At 43.2% G+C, this 22,474-nt stretch carries 29 protein-coding genes and 1 riboswitch; of the genes, 27 read left to right on the top strand and 2 right to left on the bottom strand.

Annotated features, from left to right (window positions below):
- Positions 1–9: 9 nt before the first annotated feature.
- From rpsE to V6B33_RS19815, 25 genes are all read left to right on the top strand, one after another.
- Positions 10–510 (top strand): 30S ribosomal protein S5, encoded by a 501-nt coding sequence (gene rpsE / locus V6B33_RS19935; RefSeq protein WP_334219417.1) that lies wholly within the window; start codon positions 10–12, stop codon positions 508–510.
- 13 nt (positions 511–523) lie between these two features.
- Positions 524–706, top strand: a complete 183-nt coding sequence (gene rpmD / locus V6B33_RS19930) for a 50S ribosomal protein L30 (protein WP_032085287.1) — start codon at positions 524–526, stop codon at positions 704–706.
- A gap of 32 nt (positions 707–738) precedes the next feature.
- Positions 739–1,179: a 50S ribosomal protein L15 gene (gene rplO, locus V6B33_RS19925; protein WP_032085288.1), complete on the top strand. Its 441-nt coding sequence runs from the start codon at positions 739–741 to the stop codon at positions 1,177–1,179.
- On the top strand, positions 1,179–2,471 hold the full coding sequence (secY, locus tag V6B33_RS19920) for a preprotein translocase subunit SecY (protein WP_334219416.1): 1,293 nt from the start codon (positions 1,179–1,181) through the stop codon (positions 2,469–2,471). Before rplO ends, secY begins: the two co-directional genes overlap by 1 nt.
- 63 nt (positions 2,472–2,534) lie before the next feature.
- Complete coding sequence (locus tag V6B33_RS19915; RefSeq protein ID WP_334219415.1) at positions 2,535–3,188, top strand: adenylate kinase; 654 nt, start codon at positions 2,535–2,537, stop codon at positions 3,186–3,188.
- A complete protein-coding gene (gene map, locus V6B33_RS19910) occupies positions 3,185–3,931 on the top strand; it encodes a type I methionyl aminopeptidase (RefSeq protein WP_334219414.1) in 747 nt (248 codons plus the stop codon). The genes V6B33_RS19915 and map overlap by 4 nt, the downstream gene beginning before the upstream one ends.
- Before the next feature lie 15 nt (positions 3,932–3,946).
- Positions 3,947–4,270, top strand: coding sequence for a KOW domain-containing RNA-binding protein (locus V6B33_RS19905; protein ID WP_334219413.1), 324 nt, complete (start codon positions 3,947–3,949; stop codon positions 4,268–4,270).
- Positions 4,263–4,481, top strand: a complete 219-nt coding sequence (gene infA, locus V6B33_RS19900) for a translation initiation factor IF-1 (protein WP_034765945.1) — start codon at positions 4,263–4,265, stop codon at positions 4,479–4,481. Before V6B33_RS19905 ends, infA begins: the two co-directional genes overlap by 8 nt.
- 38 nt (positions 4,482–4,519) lie before the next feature.
- Positions 4,520–4,633 carry a 50S ribosomal protein L36 gene (rpmJ, locus tag V6B33_RS19895; RefSeq protein ID WP_003156543.1) on the top strand — a complete coding sequence of 38 codons (114 nt, stop codon included), beginning with the start codon at positions 4,520–4,522 and terminating at the stop codon, positions 4,631–4,633.
- A 24-nt stretch (positions 4,634–4,657) separates the two neighbouring features.
- Positions 4,658–5,023, top strand: a complete 366-nt coding sequence (gene rpsM, locus V6B33_RS19890; protein WP_172254178.1) for a 30S ribosomal protein S13 — start codon at positions 4,658–4,660, stop codon at positions 5,021–5,023.
- Between the two features lie 25 nt (positions 5,024–5,048).
- Positions 5,049–5,438, top strand: a complete 390-nt coding sequence (gene rpsK / locus V6B33_RS19885) for a 30S ribosomal protein S11 (RefSeq protein WP_032085294.1) — start codon at positions 5,049–5,051, stop codon at positions 5,436–5,438.
- 173 nt (positions 5,439–5,611) lie between these two features.
- Entirely contained in the window at positions 5,612–6,556 is a 945-nt protein-coding gene (locus V6B33_RS19880) for a DNA-directed RNA polymerase subunit alpha (RefSeq protein WP_034765941.1), read from the top strand.
- Positions 6,557–6,600: 44 nt separating this feature from the next.
- Positions 6,601–6,963 (top strand): 50S ribosomal protein L17, encoded by a 363-nt coding sequence (rplQ, locus tag V6B33_RS19875; RefSeq protein ID WP_071617130.1) that lies wholly within the window; start codon positions 6,601–6,603, stop codon positions 6,961–6,963.
- Positions 6,964–7,395: 432 nt separating this feature from the next.
- A complete protein-coding gene (locus V6B33_RS19870) occupies positions 7,396–8,232 on the top strand; it encodes an energy-coupling factor ABC transporter ATP-binding protein (RefSeq protein WP_334219412.1) in 837 nt (278 codons plus the stop codon).
- Positions 8,208–9,077: an energy-coupling factor ABC transporter ATP-binding protein gene (locus V6B33_RS19865; RefSeq protein ID WP_334219411.1), complete on the top strand. Its 870-nt coding sequence runs from the start codon at positions 8,208–8,210 to the stop codon at positions 9,075–9,077. Before V6B33_RS19870 ends, V6B33_RS19865 begins: the two co-directional genes overlap by 25 nt.
- Positions 9,074–9,871 carry an energy-coupling factor transporter transmembrane component T family protein gene (locus tag V6B33_RS19860; RefSeq protein ID WP_334219410.1) on the top strand — a complete coding sequence of 266 codons (798 nt, stop codon included), beginning with the start codon at positions 9,074–9,076 and terminating at the stop codon, positions 9,869–9,871. The genes V6B33_RS19865 and V6B33_RS19860 overlap by 4 nt, the downstream gene beginning before the upstream one ends.
- Before the next feature lie 11 nt (positions 9,872–9,882).
- A complete protein-coding gene (truA, locus tag V6B33_RS19855; protein ID WP_334219409.1) occupies positions 9,883–10,650 on the top strand; it encodes a tRNA pseudouridine(38-40) synthase TruA in 768 nt (255 codons plus the stop codon).
- Positions 10,651–10,816: 166 nt separating this feature from the next.
- On the top strand, positions 10,817–11,254 hold the full coding sequence (gene rplM, locus V6B33_RS19850; RefSeq protein WP_334219408.1) for a 50S ribosomal protein L13: 438 nt from the start codon (positions 10,817–10,819) through the stop codon (positions 11,252–11,254).
- 22 nt (positions 11,255–11,276) lie between these two features.
- Positions 11,277–11,669, top strand: coding sequence for a 30S ribosomal protein S9 (gene rpsI / locus V6B33_RS19845; RefSeq protein WP_172250513.1), 393 nt, complete (start codon positions 11,277–11,279; stop codon positions 11,667–11,669).
- A 575-nt stretch (positions 11,670–12,244) separates the two neighbouring features.
- Positions 12,245–12,349: riboswitch (SAM riboswitch) on the top strand.
- Between the two features lie 170 nt (positions 12,350–12,519).
- Positions 12,520–13,893 carry an LLM class flavin-dependent oxidoreductase gene (locus V6B33_RS19840; RefSeq protein WP_334219407.1) on the top strand — a complete coding sequence of 458 codons (1,374 nt, stop codon included), beginning with the start codon at positions 12,520–12,522 and terminating at the stop codon, positions 13,891–13,893.
- Positions 13,894–13,932: 39 nt separating this feature from the next.
- Positions 13,933–15,441, top strand: a complete 1,509-nt coding sequence (locus tag V6B33_RS19835; protein ID WP_334219406.1) for a sodium:solute symporter family transporter — start codon at positions 13,933–13,935, stop codon at positions 15,439–15,441.
- Between the two features lie 325 nt (positions 15,442–15,766).
- Entirely contained in the window at positions 15,767–16,213 is a 447-nt protein-coding gene (locus V6B33_RS19830; protein WP_334219405.1) for a DUF2521 family protein, read from the top strand.
- A gap of 88 nt (positions 16,214–16,301) precedes the next feature.
- Entirely contained in the window at positions 16,302–17,003 is a 702-nt protein-coding gene (cwlD, locus tag V6B33_RS19825) for an N-acetylmuramoyl-L-alanine amidase CwlD (RefSeq protein ID WP_334219404.1), read from the top strand.
- Between the two features lie 158 nt (positions 17,004–17,161).
- Positions 17,162–17,965, top strand: coding sequence for an STAS domain-containing protein (locus V6B33_RS19820; protein WP_334219403.1), 804 nt, complete (start codon positions 17,162–17,164; stop codon positions 17,963–17,965).
- 566 nt (positions 17,966–18,531) lie between these two features.
- Positions 18,532–19,581, top strand: coding sequence for an Mrp/NBP35 family ATP-binding protein (locus tag V6B33_RS19815; protein ID WP_334219402.1), 1,050 nt, complete (start codon positions 18,532–18,534; stop codon positions 19,579–19,581).
- A gap of 59 nt (positions 19,582–19,640) precedes the next feature.
- Here the strand turns inward: V6B33_RS19815 and gerD are convergent, their stop codons facing one another.
- On the bottom strand, positions 19,641–20,285 hold the full coding sequence (gene gerD / locus V6B33_RS19810; RefSeq protein WP_334219401.1) for a spore germination lipoprotein GerD: 645 nt from the start codon (positions 20,283–20,285) through the stop codon (positions 19,641–19,643).
- 149 nt (positions 20,286–20,434) lie between these two features.
- Here gerD and V6B33_RS19805 point away from each other — a divergent pair, with 149 nt between their 5' ends.
- Positions 20,435–21,067 (top strand): KinB-signaling pathway activation protein, encoded by a 633-nt coding sequence (locus tag V6B33_RS19805; RefSeq protein WP_334219400.1) that lies wholly within the window; start codon positions 20,435–20,437, stop codon positions 21,065–21,067.
- 43 nt (positions 21,068–21,110) lie between these two features.
- Here the strand turns inward: V6B33_RS19805 and pdaB are convergent, their stop codons facing one another.
- Positions 21,111–21,860: a polysaccharide deacetylase family sporulation protein PdaB gene (gene pdaB, locus V6B33_RS19800; RefSeq protein ID WP_334219399.1), complete on the bottom strand. Its 750-nt coding sequence runs from the start codon at positions 21,858–21,860 to the stop codon at positions 21,111–21,113.
- Between the two features lie 140 nt (positions 21,861–22,000).
- Between pdaB and V6B33_RS19795 the strand changes: the two genes are divergently transcribed.
- Entirely contained in the window at positions 22,001–22,231 is a 231-nt protein-coding gene (locus V6B33_RS19795; protein ID WP_334219398.1) for a hypothetical protein, read from the top strand.
- The last annotated feature ends 243 nt before the right edge of the window (positions 22,232–22,474 follow it).

The following is a 22,474-nucleotide window of genomic DNA, read 5'->3' as shown; positions in this document are numbered from 1 at the left end:
ACAATCCAGATGCGTCGTATTGATCCAAACAAACTAGAATTTGAAGAACGCGTAGTTACAATCAATCGTGTTGCGAAAGTTGTTAAAGGTGGACGTCGTTTCCGTTTCGCTGCTCTTGTAGTAGTCGGCGACAAAAACGGTCACGTTGGTTTCGGAACTGGTAAAGCTCAAGAGGTTCCTGATGCAATCCGTAAAGCGATTGAAGATGCGAAGAAAAATCTAATTGAAGTTCCTATGGTTGGAGGTACAACTCCACACTTAGTAACTGGACGATTTGGTGCTGGTCAAATTCTTATCAAGCCTGCTTCTGCGGGTACAGGAATTATTGCTGGTGGACCTGTTCGTGCGGTACTAGAATTAGCCGGGGTACAAGATATCCTTTCTAAATCACTAGGATCCAACACTCCAATTAACATGGTTCGTGCAACAATCGAAGGTTTAAAACAATTAAAGCGTGCTGAAGACGTAGCTAAATTACGTGGTAAATCAGTAGAAGAACTATTAGGATAAGGGAGGGATAACGATGGCTAACAAACTAGAAATTACCCTCACTCGAAGTGTTATTGGTCGTCCGCAAGATCAACGTAAAACGGTTGAAGCCTTGGGACTTCGCAAAATGCACCAAACAGTTGAGCAACAAGATAATGCTGCTATCCGCGGTATGATCAACAAAGTTGCTCACCTTGTAACGGTAACAGAAAAATAATCGAGTTGTTTCGATAATAAGGAGGTGCCGACATGAAATTACATGAGTTACAACCTGCAGAAGGTTCTCGTAAAGTCCGCAACCGTGTAGGACGCGGAATTGGTTCTGGTAATGGTAAGACTGCTGGTAAAGGTCATAAAGGACAAAACGCTCGTTCTGGCGGAGGAACTCGCCCAGGATTCGAGGGTGGTCAAACTCCTTTATTCCAACGTTTACCGAAACGCGGTTTCACTAACATCAACCGTAAAGAATACGCAATCGTCAATCTTGACGCATTGAATCGCTTCGAAGATGGTACAGAAGTTACTCCGACTTTACTAGTTGAAACTGGTTTAGTAAGTAACGAAAAAGCAGGAATTAAGATTCTTGGTAAAGGTTCAATCGAGAAAAAGCTTACAGTAAAAGCACACAAATTCTCAACCACTGCTAAAGAAGCTATTGAAGCTGCTGGCGGTACATCTGAGGTGATCTAATGTTTCAAACTATCTCCAATTTTATGCGCGTGGGTGATATAAGAAATAAAATTATCTTCACCCTTTTAATGTTAGTCGTCTTCCGTCTTGGTACCTTCATTCCGGTGCCAAATGTTGACGCAAATGTACTGAAGATGCAAGACCAGGCAGGAATTCTCGGATTCCTGAATACGTTTGGCGGTGGTGCGCTGCAGAACTTCTCGATCTTTGCGATGGGAATCATGCCTTACATCACGGCTTCGATCATTGTTCAGCTGCTCCAAATGGACGTTGTCCCTAAGTTCACTGAATGGTCAAAGCAAGGTGAAGTCGGCCGCCGTAAATTAGCTCAGTTCACTCGTTATTTCACAATTGTATTAGGTTTCATTCAAGCACTGGGTATGTCCTACGGCTTTAACCGAATTTATGGTGGAATGCTTATCCAAAGCCCTGGAGTAAGCACGTACCTGTTAATCGCATTGGTATTGACAGCTGGTACGGCTTTTCTTATGTGGCTGGGTGAACAGATCACAGCTAAAGGTGTTGGAAATGGTATCTCGATCCTGATCTTTGCAGGTATCGTAGCTGCGATTCCTAACACTGTAAACCAAATTTATGCTCAGCAAATCGAAGGAGCAGGCGAGCAGCTTTTCCTTCGCATTGTCGTTCTTGCACTTTTAGTATTGGCAGTTATTGCAATCGTTGTTGGAACAGTGTTTATTCAACAAGCACTGCGTAAAATTCCGATTCAATATGCAAAACGCTTAGTGGGGCGCAGTCCGGTTGGCGGACAATCAACGCATCTTCCATTGAAAGTAAATGCAGCGGGTGTTATTCCAGTAATCTTCGCGATTTCTTTTATTATCACTCCTCAGACCATTTCCACTTTCTTTGGTGAAAATGATGTGACAAGTACGATTCAGTACATCTTTGATTATACTAAGCCGGTCGGGATGATCATTTATGTTGCTTTGATCGTTGCCTTTACGTACTTCTATGCTTTCATTCAAGTAAATCCGGAACAAATGGCGGAGAACTTGAAGAAGCAAGGTGGCTATATCCCTGGTATCCGTCCGGGTAAAACCACACAAGAGTATCTCACTCGCGTTCTGTATCGTCTAACATTTGTAGGGGCTATTTTCTTATCAGTGATCTCCATTCTTCCAGTGTTCTTCATTAACTTCGCTGGACTGCCTCCTGCGGCACAAATTGGCGGAACAAGTCTCTTGATCGTCGTTGGTGTTGCTCTAGAGACAATGAAGCAATTGGAAGCACAGCTGGTGAAACGTCACTACAAAGGGTTCATTAAATAAGAGGGTTTTCGGGAACGGTTCTGTTCCTGAAGCCATTTTATAGACATTTGAGGGGGAGTTCGAGTGAATATAGTTCTTATGGGCTTACCAGGCGCAGGAAAAGGCACTCAAGCTGAGAAAATCGTTGAAAAATATGGTATCCCTCATATTTCGACAGGTGATATGTTCCGTGCTGCGATCAAAGATGGCACTGAGCTTGGCTTGAAGGCTAAATCATTCATGGATAATGGCGATCTTGTCCCTGATGAAGTGACAATCGGAATCGTCCGTGAACGATTAAGCAAAGAGGACTGTGGCAGTGGCTTCTTACTTGATGGGTTTCCAAGAACGGTAGCTCAAGCAGAGGCACTTGAAAACATCCTCGCTGATCTTGGTAAAAAAATGAATTATGTCATTAATATAAATGTAGATAAGGACATCCTGATGGAGCGTTTGACAGGTCGCAGAATCTGTAAAGAGTGCGGCGCTACTTATCATCTTGTCTTTAATCCACCAAAAGCAGAGGGCGTTTGTGATCGTTGCGGCGGAGAATTGTATCAGCGTGCTGATGATAACGAGGAAACAGTTCAAAATCGCCTGGACGTAAACATCAAGCAAACTCAACCGCTTTTGGCATACTACGATGATAAAGGCTATCTCAAAAACATTGACGGTCAACAAGACATCGATAAAGTGTTTGATGACATTGATGAATTACTTGGAGGCCTTTCAGTATGATCATTTGTAAAACTCCGAGAGAGATTGAGATCATGCGGCAAGCCGGCAGGATTGTGGCATTGGCTCATGCGGAATTGCAGAAGCATATTCTTCCTGGAATATCGACGAAAGAATTGGATGCAATTGCTGAAAAATTCATTCGTAAACATGATGCAATTCCATCTTTTAAAGGGTATAATGGGTTTCGTGGCAGCATCTGCGCTTCAGTCAACAACGAGCTGGTTCATGGAATTCCGGGTGAACGGGTACTGAAGGATGGCGACATTATCAGCATCGATATCGGTGCGAAATATAACGGCTATCACGGAGACTCCGCCTGGACATATCCAGTTGGGAAGATTGATGATGAAACCCGAAAGCTTCTCGATGTAACAGAGGAATCTTTATATCTGGGGCTTAAAGAAGCTAAACCAGGCGAACGTCTGTCGAATATCTCTCATAGTATTCAAACTTTTGTTGAAGCAAATGGCTTTTCTATCGTTCGAGAGTATGTAGGGCACGGAGTTGGTCAAGACTTACATGAGGACCCTCAGATTCCTCATTACGGACCTCCTAACAAAGGTCCTCGCTTAAAGCCTGGCATGGTACTGGCTATTGAACCAATGGTTAATGCAGGAAGTCGATATGTTAGAACGTTATCAGATAACTGGACAGTCGTGACAGTTGATGATAAAATGTGTGCGCACTTTGAACACACCATTGCAATTACTGAAGAAGGCTATGAGATATTGACGAAAGCCTAAGTGAAGGTGATTGGATTGATCGAGTCAGATTCGGCGATGCCGGGTATAGGTCAGATTGTTCTGCCGCTTAAGGGCAGGGAAGCTGGAACATATTCGGTCGTTGTTCAGCAATTGGATGAACGTTTTGTACTCATAGCAGACGGAGATAAACGTAAATTTGATCGCGCCAAGCGAAAGAATATCGGACATCTTCAACTGTTTGACTATGTTTCTCCAGAAGTTCATAACAGTATTATCGAAACAGGAAGAGTGACGAACGGTAAACTGCGTTATGCTGTTTCAAAGTTTGTAAATGAAGTTTTAATTGATGAGAAGAAGGGAGACATGTTCGATGGCTAAAGATGATGTAATTGAAGTGGAAGGGAAAGTCGCTGAGACTTTGCCTAACGCGATGTTTAAGGTAGAATTAGAAAATGGTCATACAGTTCTGGCACATGTTTCAGGAAAGATTCGTATGCACTTCATCCGTATCCTCCCTGGTGACAAAGTGACAGTTGAACTATCACCGTATGACTTAACTCGTGGTAGAATCACTTATCGTTATAAATAATCTATTGCACTCCGTACTATTAAGGAGGTTAGAATAAGATGAAAGTTAGACCATCTGTTAAGCCGATCTGCGAAAAATGTAAAGTTATCCGCAGAAAAGGTAAAGTCATGGTTATCTGTGAAAACCCTAAACACAAACAAAAACAAGGCTAAACTAAAAGGAGGTGCGCTATCACTATGGCACGTATTGCTGGTGTAGACATTCCACGTGACAAACGTGTTGTCATTTCATTAACATACATCTACGGTATTGGTAAAAATACTGCGACACAAATTCTTTCAGAAGCTGGTGTCTCTGAAGATACTCGCGTTCGCGATCTAACTGAAGACGAACTAGGAAAGATTCGTGATATCGTTGATAAATTAAAAGTTGAAGGTGATCTTCGTCGTGAGATCTCTCTAAACATCAAACGTCTTATGGAAATCGGTTCATACCGCGGTCTTCGTCACCGTCGTGGACTACCTGTTCGTGGACAACATACGAAGAACAATGCTCGTACACGTAAAGGTCCTCGTAAGACTGTAGCAAACAAGAAAAAATAATAGGTAAAGGAGGTTACTTCTTAGTATGGCACGTAAAACAAACACTCGTAAACGTCGTGTGAAAAAGAATATCGAAGCTGGTATTGCACACATTCGTTCTACATTCAATAATACAATCGTAACTATCACTGATGTTCACGGAAACGCTGTTGCATGGTCAAGTGCAGGTTCACTAGGATTCAGAGGTTCTCGTAAATCTACTCCTTTCGCAGCACAAATGGCTGCTGAAACTGCTGCAAAAGCTTCCCAGGAACACGGTTTAAAAACTCTTGAAGTAACAGTTAAAGGCCCTGGAGCTGGACGTGAAGCTGCTATCCGTGCTCTTCAAGCTGCCGGTCTTGAAGTTACTGCAATCAGAGACGTTACTCCAGTTCCTCATAACGGATGCCGTCCGCCAAAACGTCGCCGCGTTTAATTTTTCTGTATAAATTTTGTATCGTTGTCTATAATGGGATATGATACAAAATACGTTCATTCAGAAAAAGGTAACCAGTTGTTGGTGCACAATAGGGAACGTAAACATGGGGAATTTCGGACTTCATATTATTTAGCCCGGAGTTTCGACGTTTTGAAGGAGGGTAAATATTAATGATCGAAATTGAAAAACCAAAAATTGAAACGGTTGAGATCAGCGATGATGCCACATATGGAAAGTTCGTCGTAGAACCACTTGAGCGTGGATATGGTACAACTTTGGGTAACTCCTTACGTCGTATCCTATTATCGTCACTCCCAGGTGCCGCTGTCACATCTATTCAAATAGATGGAGTACTGCATGAGTTTTCAACAATTGAAGGCGTCGTAGAGGATGTCACATCCATCATTTTGAATATCAAAAAATTAGCGTTAAAGATTTACTCTGATGAAGAGAAGACGCTTGAAATTGATGTGCAGGGTGAAGGGGTCGTTACAGCTGCTGATATTACTCATGATAGTGATGTGGAAGTGTTAAATCCTGATTTACACATCGCCACATTGTCTAAAAGTGGTCACTTCCGTGTGCGTTTAAGCGCATCACGCGGACGTGGATACAGACCTGCTGACCAAAACAAACGTGAGGATCTTCCAATCGGTGTGATCCCAATCGATTCTATTTACACTCCAGTTTCACGCGTTAATTATCAAATAGAAAATACTCGTGTTGGTCAAATGACGAACTATGATAAACTTTCTCTTGATGTATGGACTGATGGAAGTATTGGACCGAAAGAAGCGATTTCTTTAGGTGCAAAGATTCTGACAGAACACTTGAATATTTTCGTTGGCCTTACAGATGAAGCGCAGAATGCTGAAATCATGGTAGAAAAAGAAGAAGATCAAAAAGAAAAAGTTCTTGAGATGACGATCGAAGAATTAGATCTTTCTGTTCGTTCTTACAACTGCCTGAAGCGTGCTGGAATCAACACTGTTCAAGAGCTTGCTAACAAGACTGAAGAAGATATGATGAAAGTGCGCAACCTAGGACGTAAATCTCTTGAAGAGGTCAAAGTAAAACTTGAAGACCTTGGATTAGGCTTGCGTAAAGACGATTGATAATCATTTTAGATAGATAGTTTCAACAAAGGAGGGAACCCTTAATGGCTTACAGAAAGTTAGGACGTACTAGTGCTCAACGTAAAGCAATGCTACGTGATTTAGCTACTGACCTAATCATCAACGAGCGTATTGAAACAACTGAAACTCGCGCGAAAGAGCTTCGTTCAGTTGTGGAAAAAATGATCACATTAGGCAAACGTGGTGATGTTCACGCACGTCGTCAAGCTGCTGCATTCATTCGTAAAGAAATTGCAAACGCTGAAAACAACCAAGATGCTCTTCAAAAGTTATTCTCTGACATCGCTCCTCGTTACAACGAGCGTCAAGGCGGATATACTCGCATTATGAAGGTTGGTCCTCGCCGTGGTGACGGTGCTCCAATGGCAATCATCGAATTAGTTTAATAATTCGTGACTACTAACATTAAGGGCGGGACAGTTAATCCTTAACTGCTTCTTTGCCCTTTTTGTATAAGTGCATGATTGATGATGAAAAGCAGAGCGTTACGATGAGCAGCACGGCTGACTCGTCTAGCTCGTGCACCCCTTCCGACTTCTATAACGATAGAAGCTGTTCATGGATGAACAAGAAAAGGATTCTTTTCTTTGGTCGGGGTGCAGGCTTTTTTTTATTTATATGGAATTTTGCTATTATTTATTTATTGTACTTCTAATTCCGCTATTAATTTCCGTGGAAGGCTTCGCTTTCCTCCCCGCGGAAAGCAAATGCCTGCAGCGGAAGAAATGGTCAACAGAAATCTATTTTCAAAAGATTACAAATAGCAGAGCAGAGCTGAAATTCAGCTGAGAATTGATGAGCATAGAGGAGGTTTTATCATGCGTGAGATGATTAAGGTAAATGATGTTTATTTCCGTTATCCGGAACAGGAAGCTTATGCTTTGGAAGGAATCAGCCTTCATGTTGAGCAGGGGGAGTGGCTTGCGATCGTCGGGCATAATGGCTCCGGTAAATCAACACTTGCAAAGATGTTGAATGGCCTGCATTTTCCTGAAAAGGGAGAGGTAACGGTAGACGGTATTTCCCTAGAAGAAAAGTCAATCTGGGATATCCGCGCTAAGATAGGGATGGTCTTTCAGAATCCAGATAATCAGTTTGTTGGTGCGACAGTGGAAGATGATGTGGCTTTTGGGTTAGAAAACCATGGGGTACCGTATGAATCAATGGTACAAAGAGTGAATGATGCGTTAAAACGTGTCCATATGGAAGATTTTCTTGATCAAGAGCCGCACCATTTGTCAGGCGGCCAAAAACAGCGGGTGGCTATCGCTGGAGTGGTTGCCTTGCAGCCTGATATCATCATCCTGGACGAATCCACATCCATGCTTGATCCGAAAGGGAAGAAAGAAGTATTGGAGACGGTTAGAAATCTTAAAGAAAAAGAGAATCTGACCGTCATTTCAATCACACATGACCTCGAGGAGGCGGCGAAGGCTGATCGAATCATCGTACTCAATCGCGGGGAAGTCTTTAAGGAAGGGACCCCGCAGGATATTTTCCTGCTGGAGGACGAATTAAAGGAACTGGGGCTTGATTCCCCATTCACTATTAAGCTTTCAGGGTCGTTGAAGAATGCGGGTATACCATTATCCAAAACATATTTTACAGAAGAAGAGCTGGTGAACGAGTTATGCAAATCTCATTTCAACAAGTAGAATATCGTTATTCGTATAAGACCCCTTTCGAAAAGCTTGCCCTGGAAGATATTAATCTTTCCATTCCTTCCGGCCAATTTTTGGCTGTGATCGGTCATACGGGCTCAGGGAAATCAACGCTGCTACAGCACCTGAATGGACTGCTTAAGCCTACAGCAGGAGTGGTGAAGGTAGGGGATTACCAAATCAGCCCGGATAAAAAGATGAAGAGTTTGAAACCGGTCAGGCAAAAGGTCGGTATTGTCTTTCAATTCCCTGAACATCAATTATTTGAAGAAACGGTCCTTAAAGATATTTGCTATGGTCCGATGAATTTCGGGGTCTCTGAGGAAGAGGCAAAAGTAAGAGCAAAGGAACTGATTGTGAAAGTCGGGCTTTCTGAGGACATCCTTCACAAATCCCCATTCGATTTATCAGGAGGTCAAATGAGAAGGGTGGCCATTGCAGGTGTCCTTGCCATGAACCCGGATGTGCTCGTATTGGACGAGCCTACAGCCGGGCTCGATCCTCGCGGGCAGCGTGAAATCATGGATATGTTCTATGATCTCCACAAAGAAAAAGGCCTGTCCACGATCCTGGTCACCCACAGTATGGAAGACGCGGCCTACTATGCCGATGAGATTGTCATCATGCAGAAGGGGCGCCTGAAGAGAAAGGGCACCCCTCAGGATATTTTCTCGAATCCAAAGGAATTATTTGAAATGGGACTGGATGTACCTGATGTGGTCCGTTTCCAATTTAAGCTGGAAGAGAGCATCGGCAGGAAGCTCGGCGTTACCTGTTTGACGATTGAAGAACTCGCTGAAACCGTTCGCTCCTTTGATAAGGGAGGCGGCTCACTATGATGGAGAAGATGATATTCGGCCGTTATGTACCGGCCAACTCGATTCTGCACAGCATGGATCCAAGGGCGAAGCTGCTCTTTATTTTTGGATTTATTTGTGTCGTGTTCTTAGCGAATAACTTTGTCACGTATGCAATATTGGGCGCATTTACACTTACTGCACTTATTTTTTCCAATCTTCCCATCCGGTTTATCATCGGAGGACTGAAGCCCATTCTATGGCTGATCCTGTTTACGTTTTTCATGCATGTATTTTTCACGAAAGAAGGCGGGGTCATCCTGGATTTAGGTTTTCTTAAAATACATGAAGAAGGACTGCGTCAGGGTATTTTTATATCCCTGCGATTCTTTTACCTGATCTTGATCACATCTTTACTGACACTTACGACATCACCGATCACGATCACCGATGGACTGGAAACTTTATTGAACCCGCTGAGGAAGGTAAAGTTTCCCGTCCATGAACTTGCGCTGATGATGTCGATCTCGTTACGGTTCATCCCGACCCTGATGGAAGAAACGGATAAAATCATGAAGGCTCAGATCGCCAGGGGGGCAGAGTTCTCTTCCGGGCCGGTCAAAGAACGTATCAAGGCGATCATTCCGCTGCTCATCCCTTTATTTGTGAGTGCTTTCAAGCGTGCAGAGGACCTGGCGACAGCAATGGAAGCAAGAGGCTATCAGGGCGGCGAAGGAAGGACGAAATACAGGCTCCTTTCCTGGCATAAGAAAGATACCGGTGCCCTTGGTGTACTTATCATACTGACAGCTTTATTACTATTCTTCAGAGGATAGGGAGTGACGATATGCAGCGTGTAAAATGTACGATTTCATATGACGGGACCGGGTTTCACGGGTATCAGATACAGCCGCGCCAGCGGACCGTACAAGGGGTGCTTGAGGATACCCTGAGTGCAATCCATAAAGGGGTGCGGATACGCGTCACGGCTTCAGGAAGGACGGATGCAGGGGTCCATGCCTACGGTCAGGTATTCCATTTTGATACCCCGTTAACGATTCCTCAAGAGAAATGGCCGGTCGTGTTGAATACAAGGCTGCCTGATGAAGTGACGATCAAGCATGCCGAATTTGTGTCTGAAGACTTTCACGCACGGTTTTCCGTGGTCAACAAGGAATATCGATACAGAGTATATACAGAGGAGTGGCGGAGTCCCTTCCATCGACATTTCGCCCTTCATTATCCTCATACGCTCTCAATCGGGGAGATGAAAAAAGCGGCGCTTGATTTAATAGGGAAGCATGACTTCACAAGCTTTTGCTCTGCCAAAACGGAAGTGGAAGACAAAGTAAGGAATTTATACAGCATCACCATTACCGAACTTGAAGACGGACTCGTTTTTTCCTTCAAGGGAGACGGCTTCCTCTATAATATGGTGAGAATCCTGGTCGGCACCCTGCTGGAGGTAGGTTCTGGTAATATTCGCAGTGAGGACATGAAGAGCATACTTGCTGCGGAAGACAGGAACCGTGCAGGGAAGACCGCTCCACCGCATGGGCTCTATCTTTGGGAGGTAGAGTATGAGAGTGAAAATGAAGAGATTCAATTTAAATAAATCATTTTTTATTAAAACAACTAATCCAGGTGTAACATTCCCTTGACATTCGCTTTAGAACAAGATATTATAGCATATGGTATGTTATTAACCCCACGATAAGCCCCGGAAACTTATTGTGATTTGAAAATAAATACTACGGATTCATTTAATAGGAGGTAAACTCATGCGTACTACGTATATGGCAAAAGCCAACGAAATCGATCGTAAATGGTACGTTGTAGATGCTGAAGGCAAAACTCTAGGTCGTTTAGCTAGTGAAATTGCATCAGTTCTACGCGGTAAACACAAACCAACATTCACACCACACGTTGACACTGGTGATCATGTAATCATTCTTAATGCTTCAAAAATCGAATTGACTGGTAAAAAACTTACTGACAAGATTTACTACCGTCACAGTAACCACCCTGGTGGTTTGAAGCAGCGTACTGCATTAGAAATGCGTACAAACTATTCAGAGAAAATGTTAGAGCTTACGATCAAAGGTATGCTTCCTAAAGGTTCTTTAGGTCGTCAAATGATCAAGAAGCTTCATGTATACTCTGGATCTGAGCATCCACACCAAGCACAACAACCAGAAGTTTACGAACTTCGTGGATAATTAATAAGAGGAGGTTATTATCTTGGCTCAAGTTCAATATTACGGAACTGGTCGTCGTAAGAGCTCAGTAGCTCGCGTACGTTTAGTACCAGGTAACGGTAACATTGTTATCAATGATCGTGAAGTAGAAGTATATATCCCATTCGCAGCACTAAGAGAAGTAATCAAGCAGCCACTAGTTGCAACTGAAACTCTTGGTAACTATGACGTTTTAGTAAACGTACATGGTGGAGGCTATGCTGGTCAAGCTGGTGCGATCCGTCACGGAATCGCTCGTGCTTTACTGCAAGCTGATCCTGAGTACCGCGGTACTCTAAAACGCGCTGGATTATTAACTCGTGACGCTCGTATGAAAGAACGTAAGAAATACGGTCTTAAAGGCGCTCGTCGTGCACCACAATTCTCTAAGCGTTAATTATGGCTTTCAAAGACTCTCAACCTTATTGGGTTGGGGGTCTTTTTTTGACTTTGGCAGAAGTCCAGGTTGGATGGCTGGAGTATGGGAAAGCGCATTTCTCGAAAATTCGGTAGTTCGATCATAAATTTAGGATATTGCTCATAAAATCAGAATTTCGATCATATATGAGTTTTTTCGATCAAAAAACAAAAATTTCGAGCATAAACCTTGATAACTACCCAGCATTGTATAATAGGCATTGTTCATTTTTTCAAGTAAGTAAACCTGCACCCCTCCATTTGTACAATCACTACTAAAAAGATTAATTATGACTATATTCTATACTGAAAATAGTTCAATATTCCTTAAGAAAGGTGAAATAGAATCCCGAGTAATTCTCGATCAATCGTTGAATAAATCAATCTCTTTACCGAAAGCGGATAAAAAAATTTGAAAAAGTTCAGTAAGCGTTTCCAATACCGAACCTGTGACCATCCTCACAAATACCCGTTTAAATAAATTTAAATTCTGATTTGACAGATTATTTTGACTCCGTTATGATAATCTACATTCAACTAACTCAATAGAACATTTCCTTATCAAGAGCCGGGGGAGGAATCTGGTCCCGTGATCCCGCAGCAACCGTTACGTTGTAACAAGGTGCTAATTCCAGCAAGCGTATGCTTGGAAGATGAGAGGGCGTTATAAATATTAAAACCTCTTCCTCATCGGGAGAGGTTTTTTATTTTGAGAAGTGTTGGAGTCCCTGCAAGTGGAGAGCCGGTGCTTCTAAACCGAGTAAAATCATAAGAATAGTTTTATTTAAAGTGACTCTTAAGCCACGGACAAAAAGTGAAGAGGAGATGCAATGATGAAAAAACAGATTCATTTAAACGGCTTTATACAAAACTCACCGTCCCCGCATTCAACAGGATTATGGAAACATGAAAAGGATCGTGGAACATCCCATAACAGCTTGGCTTATTGGATTGAAGCGGCTCAAACGTTGGAACGCGGTAAATTTGATGCGATGTTCATTGCAGATGTGCTTGGCACGTACAGCGTATACGAAAACAGTTACGATGCGGCTGTCAGGGGTGCGGTGCAGCTTCCGGCTCATGATCCGCTCATCCCTATTTCAGCCATGGCTGCTGTCACGGAGCATCTCGGATTTGCACCGACCATCTCCACGACGTACGCACAGCCTTATTCACTGGCCCGCCAACTATCAACTCTAGACCATTTAACAGGAGGCAGGGTTGCCTGGAATGTGGTGACGTCTTATTTAGAAAGTGAAGCTGTTAACCTCGGACTTTCCGGAAGGCTTCCTAAGGAACTCCGATATGACCGGGCGGATGAATTTCTCCAAGTTGTTTATAAGCTTTGGGAGCACAGCTGGGAAAAGGATGCAGTGGTATATGACAGGGAAAACGACGCGTTTGCGGAACCAAATAAAGTTCATTCGATTAACCATGATGGAGAGTTCTTCAATGTGCCTGGCCCGCATCTTGTGGAACCTTCTCCGCAGCGCACTCCTGTTCTGTTCCAGGCAGGTTCTTCCCCAAAAGGAAGGGATTTTGCAGCCAAACATGCGGAAGCGGTATTCACTAAAAATCATTCGCTGGATGGATTGAAACTATATACAGCGGATATCCGCAGACGGGCGGAGGAACAGGGAAGAAACCAAGGGGACATACTCATCTTCCCGATGGTACTGCCGATCATTGGTTCAACAGAGGAAGAAGCATATGCCAAATATGAAGAATTGACGAACCACGTCAGCTATGAAGGAACGGCTTCTCTTCTATCGGGTCATACAGGTATTGACTTTTCACAATTCGATCCTGATCAGTATATCGAGGACATTGAAACGGATGCCATGCAGGGAAATCTCGATATGTATGGAAAGGACCCTAACAAAAAATGGACGCTCCGGGAAGCGATTAAGAATCATGGTCTTGGAAATGGGACAGTGAAGTTCATCGGTACACCGGAGCAAATCGCAGACAAAATCGAGAATTGGGCAGTAGAAGGCGATGCGGATGGATTTAATATCGCCCAGACGTATTCACCGGGTACATTCGCGGAGTTTGTCGATCATGTGGTTCCAGAACTTCAAAAACGCGGGATTTACCGGAAGGAATACGAGGGATCAACATTGAGGGAGAATATGTTTGGAAAAGGCCATGCGCATTTACGGGAGAATCATCCAGCCAAAAAGCTTACACCTGTTCAAGTTTAGGATAAACCTCATCACACAAGTGAGAGAAGGGAGTAAAGAATGAGTGATTTAGCATTATATACATGGATAGGATTTGCGATATTTCTGGTTGCTATGTTTGCTTTGGGATTTGTCAGTGCCAAAAAAACAAAAAGTGTCAGCGACTTTGCGATCGGAGGTGAAAATCTCGGACCTTATGTACTTGGTCTTTCCTTTGCGGCAACCTATTTAAGCGCAGCTACATTCCTTGGTTACCCGGGGTGGTCGCATGATTGGGGATTATCCAATCTCTGGTTGTTTTTGGCGATTATCGGCGGTGGACCGATCGGCGTCTTGATGGTGGCCAAAAAAGTAAGGAAATTGAATACCGGCCAAAAATCACTTTCCCTTCCCGACTGGCTCGGGGATTTTTATAACAGTGATTTCCTGAGGGTCGGTTCAGGTCTGATTTTATTGTTTAACATCTTTTATATTTCTGCTCAATTTGTTGCAGGTGCCCGTATCTTTGAATATCTGCTTGGGATGTCCTATAAAGGCGGCTTGGTTTTCATCGCAGTGATCGTCGTGCTTTACGTATTCGGAGGCGGGGCATATGCTGACATTTATACAGATGCTGTACAAGCGGTCATGATGGCAGTGGCGGGTGTTTTCATCTTCATATCTGGAATTGTTGTGTTCTGGAAAGGAAGCGTCACGTCGACTTTTGAGGGGATCAGCGGCAAACTTGCCGGCCAGGATGGGAATTTGGTTCAGGTATTCAATCCCGATTCTGCTCATTTCTCCTCGCTTAGCCTGGTGACTGGTGCAATTGTAATTCAGTGGGCATTCGCTTCTGCCCCGCATTTATTTAACAAGGTATTGGGACTGAAGAGTGAAAAGGATTTAGGGAAAATGATTTTGACCTATGTGATCGCTGCTGCCTTCTCGTTGTTTGTCCTGTTTGGCGGAATCTACAGCAGGGCTGCACTCGGCAATTCGATCACAGCACCTGACCTGGCTTTGATGGAATATGCAGTATGGGCATTTCCTGCCATCATTGTAGCCATCTTGGGCGTGGTCATCCTTGCTGCTGCAATGTCGACGACTGATGGATTATTTGTTTCCATCTCAACCGTTTTTGCCAATGATATCTTTCTGAAAGTACTGGTGAAAAGAGGGATCGTAAACGTCAGTGAATCTAAAGCCGAGAAAATAGCCCTTCAAATCAGCCGGCTATCTGTTCCGCTTATCGGACTGGTTGCATTCTTGATTGTATTGAAACCGCCTGCCTACATGGGTGATATCATGTGGATCGGCATATCCGGTGTTGCGGCAGGAACGATGGGACCGATTCTCTATGCTGTTTATGGAAAGAGAAAAGCACATGCCCGGGCGGCGGAGTGGTCGATGATCAGCGGTCTGCTTTCATATCTCATCCTGTACTTCGGAGGAATCGTGCCGAGTACGATGATGGCTGGAGCCATCGCCACCTTCATCGGTATCGCCACAATTTCGGTACTTGCTCCATTAATGAAAGCACCGCAGGCTGTCAATACTGAAACGATTGAAAAGACATACAACATCAATTGATGGAAAGGGGGAAAGAATATGTTTGTTAACGGAATGCTTTCCATTTGGCTGTATGGGTTCATCACATTTCTGCTCATAACAGGAGTATCCCTCTGGAAATGGTATTTCACAAAATAATAGGAGACATCGGGACGAGGATTAATTTGCCTCGTCTCTTTATATTTTATACTAAAGATTAAATCGTGGCTGGTATTGGCTTTATCCAGCGGATGAACAGAAATCATTGGCGGTATTCAGAAGGTCCTTATTCATCAAAATTGGTAACAGTTACTCGAATGAAGACCTCCCATCAGTAGGAAAATACGTTCAAAGGGGTGGATTCACGTTGAACGTTATTACAACATTCAATACAAAGAGAAGAGAAAAGCAAATCAAATCGGAAAGAAAGCTACTTAAGGAAATTTCGATTAAAATGCTTCAGGAAAGTGTAAGGAAGCATTTTGGATATATAAAAATTCAAGGCGGCGTCTTTATGCAGCAGGGGTTTGATGAAGCATGCTTCGATGTCGCGATCGAAGCCTACCTGTTGGGAGGAAAAGCAAGTAAGTTCGGGTACACCGGAGAAGACAGGGAAGCGGTCAAAAAGAGATGCGATGAAGAATTAAAGCATTTTATCGACACGCTTTATAATTTCTGGCTGTACTGGTCGGAGATGGGCGTCTCCAACCAAGCGGACGAATCCATCTATTTCAGCTGTGAGCACTTTGTGGAAACATGGTGGTCGGAAGGCTATGATAAAGGTATCAAGCGGCTGAAGCTCCGTCTTCATTAATTTTTTCTGTTCTAAATTTGTTTCTTGTCCCATATTTTTAGTAAAGAAAGGGAGAGGTACCAGCCTTTACTGAAATAGGGGGAGTGACATGAGACAGAAGTTGAAGGTTGCAGGGATTATTGCTGCCCTCGGGATCTTGTTATTTATCATTCAATATAAGATCCTCGACAAGGATACATGGGATTCATGGAATCTTCCCTTGTCAGGAAAGATCATATATATCGATCCCGGTCATGGGGGTCCTGATGGGGGAGCGGGGGATGAAGATGCCCTGGAAAAGGATATTGCTTTAAGTGTATCCCTGATGATCAGGGATTATCTGCAGGAGCAGGGAGCCCTCGTCATTATGACCCGGGAAGAAGACAAAGACTTAGCATCTGAAGATACGAAAGGATACAGCCGGAGAAAGGTAGAGGATTTACACAAGCGTCTGAACCTGATCAATGAATCAGAAGCAGACCTGTTTTTAAGCATCCATCTAAATTCCATTCCTTCCCCGAAGTGGAGCGGCGCACAGACTTTCTATAATCCGAAGTACGAGGAAAACAAGGAACTTTCAAAAGCCATTCAGAAAGAAATTACCCGGAACCTGGAAAACACGAGCAGGGAAGCAAAGGGTCTTCAAAGTGTGTATATCCTGAAGCATGCGAAGAAAACGGGTGCTCTCGTGGAAATCGGTTTCCTTTCAAATCCTGAAGAACGGTCCAATCTCCTGGACGGCGATTATCAGGAAAAAGTGGCAGCCTCTATCTATCAAGGTGTCTTGAACTATCTGACCAAAGAAAATTGATCATGGAAGCTTCTCCTGTATCGGGAGCGGCTTTTTTTGTTATTTACATGTATACACGTTAAGAATGAGCAGGTTGGGGTATAGAGTATTAGAAGCCTGAAAGTAGTCTACAATTAAAGTATCAACATTAGTTACTTAGGATAGGAAGGGTTCGGTAAATGATGAATGCAACGATGATGAAAATGCTCGAACAGCATCATGATGATCTATATACCAGGTGGGTCAAGGACCTGGAAGAAACAACGGACAAGTTGAATATTTCGTATTACGAGAATACACAAGTGAAGACTGAGTTGTTCGAATCGATTTATAATAGTCTTCAACAGAATAATGAAAGATTTTTCAAGGACTTTGATGATCTCTATAGAAAAATAGTCAAACACAATAAAGCGCTTGAATATATATCTGCAGGATATCAATCGTTCAGAAGGGCAGCCTTGACCGTCCTGATGAAAGAAGACTTAACGAAAGAAGAAGTGCTGGAGATATATGGTGACATCGACCGCTGGTTTGATCCGGTATTTAATAAAATGATCAGCAAGTGTACAGACACATGGGAAGAAACGTTCAATGCCCAGAAGAAAACGCTGGTTGAGCTATCTGCTCCCGTCATTCGCTTGTATGATACTATTTCGGTCATGCCGCTGGTCGGTCATATCGATGAAGAAAGAATCAACCGCATTAAAGAAAACCTGCTTGAAGGAGTGACGAAATTCCACTCTTCCATAGTCTTTATGGATATTACCGGAGTCCCTGTACTGGATACATTCGCCGCTCAAGGTATTATCGAATCTACAAGGGCGGCAGGGCTTCTCGGAGCCGAGTGCATCCTCGTCGGAGTGCGTCCGGAAATTGCCCAGACGCTCATCAACCTGGGAATCGATTTAAAAGAACTGAAAACATTCAGTTCCTTGAATAACGGACTGATCTTCGCCCAGAAACACATGGCTAATCCACAATGACCAATAGAGGCAGGTACAAAAGTGTTTTAATCTGAATAAAACCCGAATTAATTTGAATTATAAGTTCAAATCAGTTCGGGTTTTTTATTAGCTTTGTTCAAATGTCCATTTAGTATATAGCTTGTTCGAGCGGTTGCTTGGAGTGCAAGACGAAGACTCCTATCAGAAAAGCGGAAGGGCTTTGCTCAGAGGCGTGTGGCATAAGGCGAATCGGCCACGAAGGCGTTCTTTGCCTTCTTGGTCGGTTTGACTTATGTCATGTGCCTCTAAGCCCTGCAGCTGGACAATTACTCCTCGAATTTAAAGGAGGCTCACGGGCTACCCGCGGAAAGCGAAGTCTTGCACGGAAATCATTAGCGGTATTTAGAATCCACACTTATAATGTTCGCCTTTAGGCAGTTGTTTTTTTTGTTTTGTCCCAGCCTCTTTTTTTGGTTTGTTGAAATAGTGAGCATCCCTAATGATATTCAAGGAAAGCATTCCAACCCTTTTAACAGTTATTTCAGATAACGATATGTTATACTGATACTAGTTGAAACCGAATACATAAAAAAGGGTGGTTATTCATGTTAACAGAACAGCAGACACGCGATCTTTTATCCCGCTTGGAAGATCCTTTTTTACATAAAACATTAAAAGAAACCAATGGTGTTGCCGAAGTTAGTGTGAAAGAAGAAAAAGCACATGTTAGTGTAAAAATTGCACTTGCGAAGACCGGGTCAGGTGAACAGCTGCAATTCCAGCAGAAGGTTGTACAATTATTGAAGGACAACGGAGCGGAATCTGTTGGAATCCGATTTACCGAACTTCCTCAGGAAGAACTTGAAAAGCATAGAGGGACAGGCGGAGAAGGCACGGATTTATTATCTCCGGCTAGTAAAACGACTTTTATTGCCATCGCCAGCGGTAAAGGCGGAGTCGGCAAATCCACTGTATCTGTCAACCTGGCAGTCGCGCTTGCCCGTCAAGGAAAAAAAGTAGGATTGATCGATGCGGATATTTACGGATTCAGCGTCCCTGACATGATGGGGATCGTCAAGCGTCCGGTTGTCCGCGGGGAAAGGATTATTCCAGTAGAACGTTTTGGCGTCAAAGTCATTTCAATGGGCTTCTTCGTTGAAGACAACGCACCTGTCATTTGGAGAGGGCCGATGCTCGGGAAGATGCTGAATAATTTCTTCTCCGAAGTAGAGTGGGGCGATCTGGATTATCTGCTGCTTGATCTGCCGCCGGGTACGGGAGATGTGGCATTGGATGTTCACACGATGCTTCCACACTGTAAGGAAATCATCGTCACCACCCCTCATCCGACTGCAGCGTTTGTTGCGGCTCGTGCCGGGGCTATGGCATTACAGACCGATCATGACATCCTTGGTGTCGTTGAGAACATGGCTTACTTTGAAAGCAAGCTGACCGGAGAGAAGGAATTTGTATTCGGACAGGGCGGCGGTGAGAAACTGACTGAAGAATTGCGCACAGACCTACTGGGCAAACTGCCACTGCAGCAGCCTGATTGGAATGAAGAAGATTTCGCTCCGTCGATTTATGCAGAGGATCACAGACTTGGTCAGATTTACGGGGAAATTGCACATAAGGTCATTGAGAAATTGTCATAACATAATGAAAGGACAAATGGCTGCGGGAATTTCTTCCCTGACCATTTGTCCTTTTTGGATCAGCTGCCGTTTTGACCTCCGCCTCCGCCAGAAGAGCCGCTCTGTCCGCCGCCGGTTTGCCCGCTTTGTTGTTCGCCGCCGCCTTCTTCAGCTTTCCCGCTGCCGGCTTCCTCTGCTGCTTTAAGCAGGAGATCCTGGATCTTGGCTTTGAATAACGGACTTTCAAATGTTTCGAGGACCACTTTTTGAAGATGTTCGCGGTACTCTTTACTCTTTAAGGCTTCTGTTAACTCCTTTTGAAATTCAGGATCTTTCATTAAATCCATCATCATCCCTTGATACTCAGGATCTTTCATCAAATCCTTCAGTAACTTTTCATTGCCGTCCTTCATGCTTTTTGCCATGGATTCAGCAAACTTGGGATCTTCGAATGATTTTTTCCAGAATTCAGTGCCTTTATCGGAGGTAAGGGTTTTTGAAATGGTATCCTTCACCACTTTTTGATCCATAATAAGCTCTGACTTCATTTTTTCATCTGCCATCACTTCTTGAATCGCCTTTTTTCCATCATCGGTCTTTAATATATCGGCAACCATTTTCTTGGTTTCTTCATAATCCATTTTACTGCTGCCTGTATCTCCCCCTCCGCCGCAAGCGGTTAAAAGGAGAATGGACAGTAGAAAAAGAAAGGAATGTTTTTTCATGGGTAGGCTCCTTCCATACAAATTCCCTTACCTTTAATATGAGAAACTGCGAAAAAAATATACACATCCAATACTGGAACCTAGATTTTTTAAGGTGGCGTTGGTACAATCAACCAGAGTGTATATTTTATATTTGGAGGAAAAATGAAGTGACCATCCGAAATTGGATTCGTTTTTTTGTACATACGTTAATTCTAGGTGGAGCAGTAACCGCTATTGCGTCTCTTTTCATTAGATGGGATCAATACAGCCCTTTTATTCAAGATGGAAATATAATCGGATTATTATCCAGCCTTTTATGGTTTTTATTTGTGGGTTTCACTTTCAGCGTCATCAGCCAAATGGGCTACTTTGCCTATTTGACCATTCACCAGTTCGGGATGGGGATGTTTAAAAGCTTCTGGAATTCAGTCCAGGTGGTTTTGATTGCATTTGTCCTATTCGACCTTATCTACTTCCGATTCAGAGCTTTCGCAGAAGAGGGTGCTTCCTATACTGCGTATATATTCCTGGGAATCGGGATCTTATTGGTGGGAATGCTGGTTGCGTACTTGAAGAATCAACAATCAGAAGCCAGGACAAATACGTTCATTTCTGCATTGTTCTTCATGGTGGTTGTAACCACGCTTGAGTGGCTTCCTGTCCTATTGGTTAACTCCATTAAATGGCTGTACCTCATGTTGATCGCTTTAGTGGTTTGTAACGCATACCAGCTGTTGAAACTACCTGAATACATTGAGCAGTCCCGGGTCGACAGACAAAATAAACAACAAAAGAATTAATAAAAACCCCTGAAAGAGGCTGAGCTCTTTCAGGGGTTTTTGGTTATTGTATCAAAGTCGATTTTGCATCACCATTTGAAATCATATCGGACACGCTCACAAAGTTCCCTTTCGCCTTCAGGGTTTTCACGATAGCAGGCAGCGCTTTTTTGGTCTGCTTTGCCGAATCGGAAGCGTGAAGGAGAATGATATCCCCTTTTTTGGCATCTTCCACATTTTCGACAATCTCATCTGTCCCGGGATTGGTCCAATCCTTCGAATCCACACTCCAGTGAACAACAGTCAGACCGAGGCCGTCAGCCACCTTCAATGTTTCTTTATTAAAGTGACCGGTCGGAACACGCAGCAATTTTACACCTTTTACATTCAGCTTTTCAAAAACGGTATCAGCTTTCAAGATATCCTGTCTGATTTTGTTCGATTCCATGTCGGTGTAATCCGAGTATGCATAGCCAAGATTACCGATTTCATATCCTGCTTTCACAATTTGCTCAACCAAATCAGGATGGCGTTCAGCCCATGATCCTGACAGGAAGAAAGTGGCCGATTGAACGTTTAATTTCTTTAATTCCTCCAATATCGGCTTTGCTTTTTCATCGCCCCATCCGATATTGAACGTTAAAGCTATACCTTTTTCGCCTTTATAAATGGCCTTCGGTCCATCCTTCGTCCCAAATACTGGAACAGAAGAGAGCGTACTGCTATAAACAAACAGAGCAGTAAAGAACGAGATGACGATGACCAGAGTGATCTGTTTCATTCTTTTCGCATTTACGGTATAGAAAACATTCATTACACAATCCCTCCGTTACGGTATATCTCTTTTAAAGATATGCATGTCCTCAGAAAAAATATCTAACTTCAGAAAAAAAGTGATTATAAAACCCTCCGGATGGAAAAAACTACAAATAACAACAAAAAGGGGTGACTTACTTGCTGGGGTTAATGATTGATGACAGAGAAAGACAAGAGTTGGAATATCTGTTGAAAAGAGAAATGGATGAAATCCTGTTTGACCTGAAAGATGCCCGGATTGATCAAATTGTGAAGCGGGCAATGGACGAACGATATAAAATCCTTTTTTCGTTATTCCGCAGATTTGCAAGTCATAAAGAATGCCTCAAATATATGAAGACCAGCAATGACAAAAAAGAAAAATATTAATATGTTCAGCGGCTTTCTAATTGGACTTGCCTTCCGGCAGGAACAGCCAGTCCACGGAAAGCTGTTTTCAATTGTCATCAATTAATAAGTTGAAAAAAACTTTAAAAATGTATTGACCCCGTAAAAAAATCTTGGTATATTATTAATCGTCGCTGTTGCGCCATCGAACATATCGAAAACGCATGAAAAAATTAATTCAAAAAACAGTTGACTTCACACGTTGAGATGTGATAAATTAATAAA

It is taken from the genome of Mangrovibacillus sp. Mu-81, assembly GCF_036867415.1.
Classification (GTDB): domain Bacteria; phylum Bacillota; class Bacilli; order Bacillales; family Bacillaceae_B; genus Rossellomorea.
Note: the sequence above shows the minus strand (reverse complement) of the source record. Positions and strands in the feature narration are given on the sequence as shown.